This window comes from Stenotrophomonas maltophilia (genome assembly GCF_003970865.1).
GTDB classification, from domain to species: Bacteria; Pseudomonadota; Gammaproteobacteria; order Xanthomonadales; family Xanthomonadaceae; genus Stenotrophomonas; species Stenotrophomonas maltophilia_AR.
In genome coordinates, this window is sequence record NZ_RXLZ01000038.1 from 40,521 (window position 1) to 51,234 (window position 10,714).

A 10,714-nucleotide genomic window follows, 5' to 3' on the forward strand; every position below is an offset into this window, starting at 1 on the left:
CACGGATGGTGGACGGGCCTGTCCGGCACAGTGGTTTTCATTCTGATGAACCACTGCAAGGACTCTTCGATGCGCCCTGTACCCACCCTGCTCGCCCTCTCCCTGCTCGCCGTCGGCGCTTCGTTCGCCACTGCCGCCCACGCCGCTGAAGGCGACGACCGCTTCGCCCTGCGCCTGGGTGCGATGAACATCGACTCGGACAACACCCTCCGCGGCAAGACCAACGTGGCCGGCCAGGACATCGGCTTCTCCGAGGACTTCAAGCTGGGTGGCAAGGAGTGGGAACCGCGCATCGACGGCATGTTCCGCATCAGCAACCGCCAGCGCCTGCTGTTCAACTACTTCAAGTACGACAAGGACCGCCGCGAGACCCTCGGCCAGGACATTTCCTTCGGTGATGTCAACGTACCTTCGGGCAGCTTCGTCAAGGGCGAACTGAAGTACCAGGTCGCCAGCCTGGTCTATGACTACTCGGTGGTGGACACCGATACCTTCGACCTCGGCCTGCAGCTGGGTGCCGAGTACGCCAAGGTCAGCACCAAGGCCTACGCCGATCTGGGCACCGTCTACGAAGGCCAGTTCCTCAACGAGAAGACCGACGGCATCGCACCGGTGGTGGGTGCGCGCATGACCTTCAATCCGTCCGAGCGCTGGATGATCACGCTGCAGGGCCAGTACCTGAACACGCGCTGGGGCAGCTTCGATGACTACAAGGGCGACCTGAGCCGCGCCAACGCCATCGTCGACTACCGCTTCACGAAGAACTTCGGCGTGTTCGCCGGCTATGACTGGTTCAAGCTGGACGCGGACAAGAAGGGCAGCGACGGCACCATCGGCCTGAAGCAGGAATTCAAGGGCCCGGTGGCCGGCGTCAGCTTCGTGTTCTGATCCCCCGCTCCTTCCACGGCACTCTCTCTCCTGGCGCGGCCTCCGGAACATCGGGGCCGCGCTTTTTTGTGGGTTCCTGTCAGAAGAGCAGAAGCGGGTTGGTCGAGCGCTGGAGGGAGCGGGGGCTGTGTGCGAATGTCCCCCGGCGCCGGCCTGAGGCCGACGCCTCCTCCTTTACTTCGCACGCAGCCCCCGCTCCCTCCGCGTGTCAGGCATCCATGCGCCTGTTGCAGTGGCTCTGCGGCTCGACCGTCCGCAAGCCGAGCCGCAGCGCGGGTGGCGGGCGTTTCGACAAAGTAAAGGAGGAGGCGACCGCCACAGGCGGGCGACGGGGGACATTTGTCGAAATGCCCCCCACCCGCGCTGCGGCCCCACCCTTTGCTGCAGCACTGATCGAAGAAAAAAAGCCCCGGCAGATGCCAGGGCTTTTCGTTCGCGAAGGCGCGGGCGCCTTACTTCTTCTTCGGCATGTACAGATCGGTGATGGTGCCGTCGTAGATTTCCGACGCCATCGCCACCGATTCGCTCAGCGTCGGGTGGGCATGGATGGTGTGGCCGATGTCTTCGGCTTCCGCACCCATCTCGATGGCCAGGCCGATCTCGGCCAGCAGGTCACCGGCATGCACGCCAACGATCGCACCACCGATGATGCGGTGGGTTTCTTCGTCGAAGATCAGCTTGGTGAAGCCCTCGGTACGGCCGATGCCGATCGCGCGGCCGCTGGCGGCCCACGGGAACTTGGCCACGCCGACCTTCAGGCCCTTGGCCTTGGCTTCGGTCTCGGTCACGCCGACCCAGGCGATTTCCGGGTTGGTGTAGGCCACCGACGGAATCACGCGGGCCACCCACTCCTTCTTGTGGCCGGCAGCCACTTCGGCGGCCAGCTTGCCTTCGTGCGTGGCCTTGTGGGCCAGCATCGGGTTGCCGACGATGTCGCCGATGGCAAAGATGTGCGGCACGTTGGTGCGCATCTGGCGGTCGACCGGGATGAAGCCACGATCGGTGACCTGCACGCCGGCCTTTTCGGCATCGATCTTCTTGCCGTTCGGCGAGCGACCCACGGCCACCAGTACACGGTCGAAGGTGCCCTGCGCCAGCGCAGGCGCCTGGCCTTCCTCGGCGGCTTCGAAGGTGACGGTGATGCCCTTGGCATCGGCGGTGACGCCCGAGGCCTTGGTCTTCAGGTGCACTTCGATGCCCTGCTTCTTCAGGCGGTCGGCCAGCGGCTTGACCAGGTCCTTGTCGGCGCCCGGCATCAGCTGGTCCATGAACTCGACCACGGTGACCTTGCTGCCCAGCGCGCCATACACGGTGGCCATTTCCAGGCCGATGATGCCGCCGCCGACGACCAGCAGCGAGCCCGGCACTTCGGCCAGCTCCAGCGCGTCGGTGGAATCCATCACGCGCTTGTCGTCCCACGGGAAGTTCGGCAGCTTCACTGCCTGCGAACCGGCGGCGATGATGCACTTCTGGAAGCGCAGCAGCTGGGTGCTGCCGTCAGCAGCAGTGATCTCCAGCTCGTTTGCCGAAACAAACTTGCCGACGCCCTGCACGCTGCGGACCTTGCGCTGCTTGGCCATGCCGGCCAGGCCCTTGGTCAGCTGGTTGACGACCTTTTCCTTGTACTCGCGCAGCTTGTCCAGGGTGATGGTCGGCTTGCCGAACTCCACGCCGAAATCACCGGCGTGGGCCACTTCGTCGATGACCGCTGCGGCGTGCAGCAGCGCCTTGGACGGAATGCAGCCGACGTTGAGGCAGACGCCGCCGAGGCTGGCGTAGCGTTCGACCAGCACCGTATCCAGGCCGACGTCGGCGGCGCGGAAGGCGGCGGTGTAGCCGCCCGGGCCCGAGCCCAGCACGACCATTTCGCATTCGATGTCGGCCGGCTTGCCGCTGGACAGCGCCGGCTTCGGTGCCGCCGGCTCGGCCGGGGCGCGGTGCGACGGGGTCACCGGCGGCTTGCTGGCCGGGGCGGCTGCCGCCGGGGCCGGCGCAGCGGCCTTGGCCGGGGCTTCAGCGGCACCTTCAGCGTCCAGCACCACGACCACGGCGCCTTCGGACAGGGTGTCACCCAGCTTGACCTTGATTTCCTTGACCACGCCGGCGGCCGAGGACGGCACTTCCAGGGTGGCCTTGTCCGATTCCAGGGTCACCAGACCCTGATCCTTCTTCACCGCGTCGCCGACGGCGACCAACACTTCGATCACCGGCACATCGCTGTAATCGCCGATGTCGGGAACCTTGACTTCAATCGTGGCCATGGTGGGTTTTCCTCGTGCCCGCCCGGCATGGCCGGTGGGCTGTCACTGCATCTGTTCACGCGGCCGCGCCAGGGGCTGCGGCCGCACGGTGGGGGCGAAGCGGTGCCTTACAGCAGCACGCGGCGCATGTCGGCCAGTACCTGAGACAGGTACGTGGTGAAGCGTGCGGCCAGGGCGCCGTCGATGACGCGGTGGTCGTAGCTCAGCGACAGCGGCAGCATCAGCTTCGGTGCGAATTCCTTGCCGTTCCAGACCGGCTGGATGGACGACTTGGAGACGCCGAGGATGGCCACTTCCGGTGCATTGACGATCGGGGTGAACGCGGTGCCACCGATGCCACCCAGCGAGCTGATCGAGAAGCAGCCGCCGCTCATGTCGGCCGGGCCCAGCTTGCCGTCGCGCGCCTTCTTGGCCAGTTCGCCGGTTTCCTGCGCGATCTGCACCACGCCCTTCTTGTCCACGTCGCGGATCACCGGCACGACCAGGCCGTTCGGCGTGTCGGCGGCGAAGCCGATGTGGAAGTACTTCTTCAGGGTCAGGTTTTCACCGCTGGCATCGAGCGAGGCGTTGAATTCCGGGAACTTCTTCAGCGCCGCGGCGCTGGCCTTGATCAGGAAGGCGAGCATGGTCAGCTTGATGCCGGCCTTCTCGTTCTCCTTGTTCAGCGCCACGCGCAGGCCTTCCAGGTCGGTGATGTCAGCCTGCTCGAACTGGGTGACGTGCGGGATCATCGCCCAGTTGCGGGCCAGGTTCGCACCCGAGATCTTCTTGATGCGCGACAGCGGCTGGACTTCGGTCTCGCCGAACTTGCTGAAGTCGACCTTCGGCCACGGCAGCAGGTTCAGGCCACCACCGGCAGCGGCAGCAGCACCGCCGGCAGCCGGCACGCCACCGCTGAGTGCGGCCTTGACGAACTTCTGCACGTCACCCTTGGTGATGCGGCCACCCTTCTCGGTGCCGTTGATCTGCAGCAGGTCCACGCCCAGTTCGCGGGCGAACACACGCACCGCCGGGGTGGCATACGGCACCTTGGCCGGCAGCACGCCATCGGCGTTGAACTGCACCGGCGGGCTGCTCGGGGTACCGGCCGAGGCGATCTCGCGGGCCGCCAGCTTGTCCGGCTGCGCCGGCACAGCGACCGGCTCGACCTTGGTGGCGGTCTCGGCGGCAGCCGGAGCGGCCGCAGCGGCAGCCTTGGTCGGTGCCGGCGCGGCAGCACCCTCGGCTTCGATGATGGCGACCACATTGCCCTGCGACAGATTGTCGCCGACCTTGACCTTGATCTCCTTGACCACACCGGCCACCGACGACGGCACTTCCATGGTGGCCTTGTCGCTTTCCAGCGTGACCAGGCCCTGGTCCTTCTTGACCGTGTCGCCGACGGCGACCAGCACTTCGATGACCGGAATGCCGGAGTAGTCGCCGATATCCGGCACCAGCGCTTCAACAGCACCACCGCTGGCAGCCGGAGCGGCCGGTGCAGCTGCGGCCGGAGCCGGCGCGCTCTGGGTAGCGGCAGCCGGGGCAGCGGCCTTGGCCGGCGCGGCAGCCGCCGGCTTGGCGGCTTCGGCTTCGCCTGCGGCCACTTCGATCAGGGCCACGACCTTGCCTTCGGACAGGCTGTCGCCGACCTTGACCTTCAGTTCCTTGACCACGCCCGCCACCGAGGACGGCACTTCCATGGTCGCCTTGTCGCTTTCCAGCGTCACCAGGCCCTGGTCCTTCTTGACCGTGTCGCCGACGGCGACAAGCACCTCGATTACCGGGATATCGCTGTAGTCACCGATATCGGGGACAAGTGCTTCCTTGATTTCGGCCATGGGGATAACTCCGGCAATCTGGTGTAGGGAAACGTCTATTGTGCGGCCAGCGGGGGCCAGCGCCAACCGTTACAGGTGTTTTCAGTACTCACGCAGCCGGGACACGCTGTTGCTCATGGGTTGCGGCCGCGACCAGTCGGTAGCGTATTGTCCGGACGATGTCCGCTTCATGTCGCCAGTGCGTCGGCTACCGGCTGCCAGGCCTGGCGCAGCCGCGGCAGCGACCAGGCCGCATTGGCCGGGCTGGTGGACGGCAGTGCCAGCAGCCTTGGCGGGGTCTCCAGGCAGGGCAGCACCCAACGCTGGAATGCCTTCAGCGCTGCGGCACCGTTGCAGCCGATCAGCTCCAGCTCAGGAAGCGAAGCGATCAATGCCGGCAGCGCATTGGGTACTTCCGTGCCACGCACGATGTTGGCATCCAGGCTGCCACGCCGCTCGCACTGGCCGATCACATCCCACAGGCCGACACCTGCCGCCTGTAATGCCTGCAGTCGCTGCGCATAGGGCAGACCCGCGTCGAAGCCACAGATATCGGCCAGCACAGGCCAGAAGCGATTGCGCGGATGCGCGTAGTAGCGCTGCTCCTGCAATGACGCAACGCCGGGCATCGAACCCAGCAGCAACACCCGGCACTCCATGTTCACCTGCGCTTGCAGGCCGATGCACACCGTTGCTTCGCTCACATCTTCTCCAACTGCATGAATGTCGCCGAGGGCCGAAAAGCCCATGAAAACAGGCTTTTCGCTCCAGTCGCTGAACAAGGAAAACTATTTTTTAACGTGCGTCGGATTCGATTCATGTTGGGGCGACTACGGTGTGCTCGCCCCGCAACCGGGGGCCCAAAACAAGAAACATTAGGAGATACCCCCATGCGCTCCATCCGTATCCTGAGTCTCGCCCTGCTGACCTCCGCCGCCTTCGCGCCGGCCGCTTTCGCCCAGGACAGCAGCAGCACCGACACCGCTTCGGGCAAGCATTTTGCCGTTGTTGGCGGCATCTCGCTGCTGGAACCGAAGAACGACCCGATCACCGGCGTGAAGAAGACCGATGGTGGCCCGGCGCCGACCGTCAGCTTCAGCTACTACATCAACGACAACTGGGCCGTTGAACTGTGGGGCGCTGCCGACAAGTTCGATAACAAGTTCAAGGGCCCGAACAACGCCCGCCTGGGCTCGGTCGAGCAGCAGCCGATCGCGCTGAGCGGCCAGTACCACTTCGGCCAAGCTGACAACGTGTTCCGCCCGTTCGTGGGCGTGGGCTACTACCAGTCGAGCTTCAGCAACGAGAAGCTGGGCAACGGCGCTGACACCGACATCCGCTTCAAGGATGCCAAGGGCGTGATCGGTACCGTCGGCGTGGACATGAACATCAACTCCACCTGGTTCGCCCGTGCTGACGCCCGCTACATGCGCGCCCGCCCGGACGTGAAGGTTGGCGGCGAGAAGATCGGCGAAGCCAAGATGGATCCGTGGACCGTCGGCTTCGGCATCGGCGCCCGCTTCTGATCCAGGCTGCACCTGCTTCACTGATGTAACGCGACGGGCCCTTCGGGGCCCGTCGTCGTTTCCGTCACCCGCGTTCTGTAGAGTCGAGCTTGCTCGACTGCCTTTCGTAGAGTCGAGCTTGCTCGACTTTTACTGACACTCGACTCTACGCACATACAGGATGCGGAGGCACGATGTACGACGTCGACCTGCTGGTGATCGGTGGCGGCATCAACGGCGCCGGCATCGCCCGTGATGCCAGCGGCCGCGGGCTGCGCGTGCTGCTGTGCGAACAGCATGACCTGGCCGCGCATACCTCCAGTGCCAGCAGCAAACTGATCCACGGCGGCCTGCGTTACCTCGAACAGGGCGAGCTGGGCCTGGTGCGCAAGGCGCTGGGCGAACGCGAGGTGGTTCGCCGGCAGGCGCCCCATCTGGTCCACCCATTGCGCTTCGTACTGCCGTGGGAACCCCACCAGCGTCCACGCTGGATGCTGCGCGCGGGACTGTGGCTGTACGACCACCTGGGCCGGCGTAGCCCGGCATTTCCCGCCGCGCGCGCGCTGGACCTTCAGCATGATCCGCTCGGCCACTGGCTCTCCCCGGATCTGCGACAGGCCTTCAGCTACGCCGACGCCCAGGTGGATGACGCGCGCCTGGTGCTGCTCAACGCCCTGGACGCTGCCCGGCGTGGCGCGCAGGTACATGTGGGCAGCCGCTGCATCGAGCTGCGCCCTGTGCAGGGCCGTTGGCAGGCCGTGCTGGAATCCGCCGATGGCCAGCAGCATGTGACCGCGCGCGCCGTCGCCAATGCGGCCGGCCCATGGGCCGGCGGCCTGCTGGAGCAGATGGAGGCACGCAGCGGCGGCCCCGCGCTGCGGCTGGTACAGGGCAGCCACATCGTGCTGCGCCGCCCCTGGCCCGATGACAGTGCCTGCCTGCTGCAGCAGCCCGATGGCCGCGTGGTGTTCCTGCTGCCGTTCGCCCACGATCATCTGCTGGTCGGCACCACTGACACCGACTACCGCGGTGACCCGGCGCGCTGCAGCGTACTGCCTTCCGAGGTGAGCTACCTGTGCGCGGCCGCCAACCGTTATCTGCGCGAGCCGATCACTGCGCAAGACGTGGTCTGGCAGTTCGCCGGTGTGCGCCCACTGCTGGCCGACCCGGACCCGCGTGCTGCAAAGCTGAGCCGCGACTACCGCCTGCAGCTGCAGTCCGACCCGGCGCCGGCGCTGCATGTGCTGGGCGGCAAGCTGACCACCTACCGGGTGCTGGCCGAGGAAGCGCTGAACCTGCTGCGGCCGGCCCTGCCACAGATGGGACCGGCCTGGACGGCAGCTGGAGACCCGCTGCCAGGCAGCGACTGGGGAGACGCCGCACAGGCGCGCTCCCGGCTGCAGGCGCTGGCACCGTGGTTGCCCGCGGAGATTGCGCGCCGCTGGGCCGGCGCCTACGGCAGCCGCAGCGCGGAGCTGCTGCAGGGCGTTCAGGGCACGGGCGATCTTGGCGAGGACTTTGGCGGCGGCCTGCATGCCCACGAAGTGGACTTCCTGCGCGATCACGAATGGGCCTTGAATGCCGAGGACGTGCTGTGGCGGCGGAGCAAGCTGGGGTTGCGGCTGGATGCTGCGCAGGTGGCGCGGCTGCAGGCGTGGATGAGGGGTCGGATCCCTTTCCCAGGGAAAGGGCTCTGACCCCCGTGTTGCCACGTGTGCCAACCAAGGTTGGCAGCTACCAGGGTGGCCGCGCGCGACGCGATCGATGCATTAGGATTTCCCCATCGCCATCGGAGACGCTGCATGACGCCCCGCTACGTGCTGGCCATCGACCAGGGCACCACCAGTTCGCGCGCGATCCTGTTCGACCGCGCTGGCGACATCGTCGGCAGCGCGCAACGCGAGTTCGCGCAGATCTTCCCGCAGCCGGGCTGGGTCGAGCATGACCCGCGCGAAATTCTCACCAGCGTCTATGCCACGCTGACCGAACTGCTCAGCCGCGGGCAGATCGACCCACGTCATATCGCCGCACTGGGCATTACCAACCAGCGCGAAACCACCGTGGTCTGGGACCGTGCCACCGGCCAGCCGATCTACAACGCCATCGTCTGGCAATCGCGGCAGAGCCACGCCATCTGCGAGCGGCTGAAGTCCGACGGGCATGAAGCGCTGATCCGCGAGCGGACCGGCCTGCTGATCGATGCCTATTTCTCCGCCACCAAGGTGCGTTGGATTCTTGACCACGTGGAGGGCGCGCAACAGCGCGCCGAGCGTGGCGAGCTGCTGTTCGGCACCATCGACAGCTGGCTGGTGTGGAACCTCAGTGGTGGCCAGGCGCACGTGACCGACTACAGCAACGCCGCGCGCACGCTGCTGTTCAACATCCACACGCTGGACTGGGATGACGACCTGCTGGCGCTGCTCGACATCCCGCGCGCGATGCTGCCGCAGGTGCGCGATTCCAGCGCCGTGTACGCGCATACCCGGCCACAGTTCTTCTTCGATCACCCGATCCCGATCGCCGGCCTCGCCGGAGACCAGCAGGCGGCGCTGTTCGGCCAGGCCTGCTTCCAGCCGGGCATGGTCAAGAACACCTATGGCACCGGCTGCTTCATGCTGATGCACACCGGCACGCAGGCGGTGCGTTCGCGCAACGGTCTGCTGACCACCATCGCCTGGGGCCTGGACGGGCGCGTGGAATATGCACTCGAAGGTTCGATCTTCATCGCCGGCTCGGTGGTGCAGTGGCTGCGCGACGGCCTGCGGATGATCGAACGCGCCAGCGACAGCCAGGCACTGGCCGCGCAGGTGCCCGACAGCGACGGCGTCTATCTGGTGCCCGCCTTCGTCGGCCTGGGGGCGCCGTACTGGCGCAGTGATGTGCGCGGTGCGATGTTCGGATTGACCCGTGGCACCCGCAAGGCGCACTTCGTGCGCGCGGCGCTGGAAGCGATGGCCTACCAGACCCGCGACGTGCTCGATGCGATGCAGTCCGATGCCGGTATCGCGCTGACCGAACTGCGCGCCGATGGCGGCGCGATCGGCAACGACTTCCTGGCCGGATTCCAGGCCGACATCCTTGGGGTGCCATTGCTGCGGCCGCGGCTGACCGAGACCACCGCGCTGGGCGCGGCCTACCTGGCCGGGCTGGCGGTGGGGTTCTGGTCCAGCCGCGAACAGATCGCCGCGCAATGGGGCCTGGACCGGCGCTTCGAACCACAGATGGAGGTGGCCCGGCGCGAGAAACTGTATGCAGGATGGCAGCAGGCCGTGGCGGCCACCCTCGCCTTCCACGTCGACTGAAGGTAGTGCCGGCCGCTGGCCGGCACCCAGTGATCAGCGAGGGCAGTTGCAGATTGCCGGCCAGCGGCCGGCACTACCACATGGTCAGAACGCCGGCAGCACCGCGCCCTTGTACTTGGTCTCGATGAAGGCCTTCACCTGCGGGCTGGTCAGGGCCTTGGCCAGCTTCTGCACGCGGGCGTCGTCCTTGTTGTCCGGGCGTGCGACCAGGAAGTTCACGTACGGCGAGTCCTTGCTCTCGATCGCCAGTGCATCCTTGGTCGGGTTGAGGCCCGCATCCAGCGCGTAGTTGGTGTTGATCAGGGCCAGGTCGACCTGGTCCAGCACGCGCGGCAGCATCGCCGAGTCCAGCTCGCGGAACTTCAGGTTCTTCGGATTGGCGGTGATGTCACGCTGGGTCGACAGCGCGTTGGTCGGATCCTTCAGCTCGATCACGCCGGCCTTGTGCAGCAGGATCAGCGCACGACTGTTGTTGCTCGGGTCGTTCGGGATCACCACGTCGGCACCTTCGCGCAGCTCGGCCAGCGACTTGATCTTGCGCGAGTAGGCACCGAACGGCTCGATGTGCACGCCGATCACCTTCACCAGATCGGTCTTGCGGTCGCGGTTGTAGGCGTCCAGGTACGGCTCGGTCTGGAAGTAGTTGGCGTCCACCTGCTTCTGCACCAGCTGGTCGTTGGGCTGCACGTAGTCGTTGAACACGCGCACGTCCAGGTCCACGCCTTCCTGCTTGAGGATCGGCTTGACCACTTCAAGGATCTCGGCATGCGGCACGGCCGTGGCGGCCACCACCAGCTTCTGCGAGGGCTCGCCGGACTTGCCGCAGGCGGTCAGGGCCAGCGCAGCGGCGAGCAGGGGCAGCAACAGGGTCTTCTTCATGGGCGGGAGGGGGCCCTTTAACAAACCCCCGGGCCCACAGAGGGCCCCCCCCCCCGTTCCCCCCTCCTCCTTTAAAAAAA

General features: G+C 66.3%; 8 protein-coding genes. 4 read left to right on the forward strand and 4 right to left on the reverse strand.

The genetic code is table 11. The annotated features are described in order from the left end of the window. Positions 1 to 69 precede the first annotated feature (69 nt). Positions 70 to 888: a hypothetical protein gene (locus tag EKL94_RS13740; RefSeq protein WP_126929500.1), complete on the forward strand. Its 819-nt coding sequence runs from the start codon at positions 70 to 72 to the stop codon at positions 886 to 888. 452 nt (positions 889 to 1,340) lie between these two features. Here the strand turns inward: EKL94_RS13740 and lpdA are convergent, their stop codons facing one another. From lpdA to EKL94_RS13755, 3 genes are all read right to left on the reverse strand, one after another. Further along, positions 1,341 to 3,149 (reverse strand): dihydrolipoyl dehydrogenase, encoded by a 1,809-nt coding sequence (gene lpdA, locus EKL94_RS13745; protein WP_126929501.1) that lies wholly within the window; start codon positions 3,147 to 3,149, stop codon positions 1,341 to 1,343. A gap of 107 nt (positions 3,150 to 3,256) precedes the next feature. Then, complete coding sequence (gene aceF, locus EKL94_RS13750; protein ID WP_126929502.1) at positions 3,257 to 4,969, reverse strand: dihydrolipoyllysine-residue acetyltransferase; 1,713 nt, start codon at positions 4,967 to 4,969, stop codon at positions 3,257 to 3,259. Between the two features lie 167 nt (positions 4,970 to 5,136). Beyond that, on the reverse strand, positions 5,137 to 5,652 hold the full coding sequence (locus EKL94_RS13755) for a DNA-deoxyinosine glycosylase (protein WP_126929503.1): 516 nt from the start codon (positions 5,650 to 5,652) through the stop codon (positions 5,137 to 5,139). A gap of 186 nt (positions 5,653 to 5,838) precedes the next feature. Here EKL94_RS13755 and EKL94_RS13760 point away from each other — a divergent pair, with 186 nt between their 5' ends. The 3 genes from EKL94_RS13760 to glpK all read left to right on the forward strand — a co-directional run bounded on the left by EKL94_RS13760 (position 5,839) and on the right by glpK (position 9,755). Beyond that, positions 5,839 to 6,474 (forward strand): OmpW/AlkL family protein, encoded by a 636-nt coding sequence (locus EKL94_RS13760; protein ID WP_032129052.1) that lies wholly within the window; start codon positions 5,839 to 5,841, stop codon positions 6,472 to 6,474. A 173-nt stretch (positions 6,475 to 6,647) separates the two neighbouring features. Further along, entirely contained in the window at positions 6,648 to 8,150 is a 1,503-nt protein-coding gene (glpD, locus tag EKL94_RS13765; RefSeq protein WP_126929504.1) for a glycerol-3-phosphate dehydrogenase, read from the forward strand. Between the two features lie 105 nt (positions 8,151 to 8,255). Continuing rightward, a complete protein-coding gene (gene glpK / locus EKL94_RS13770) occupies positions 8,256 to 9,755 on the forward strand; it encodes a glycerol kinase GlpK (RefSeq protein ID WP_126929505.1) in 1,500 nt (499 codons plus the stop codon). Between the two features lie 84 nt (positions 9,756 to 9,839). On the opposite strand, the gene EKL94_RS13775 is transcribed toward glpK, so the two are convergent. Continuing rightward, positions 9,840 to 10,634, reverse strand: coding sequence for a MetQ/NlpA family ABC transporter substrate-binding protein (locus tag EKL94_RS13775; protein WP_032129055.1), 795 nt, complete (start codon positions 10,632 to 10,634; stop codon positions 9,840 to 9,842). Positions 10,635 to 10,714: the final 80 nt, after the last annotated feature.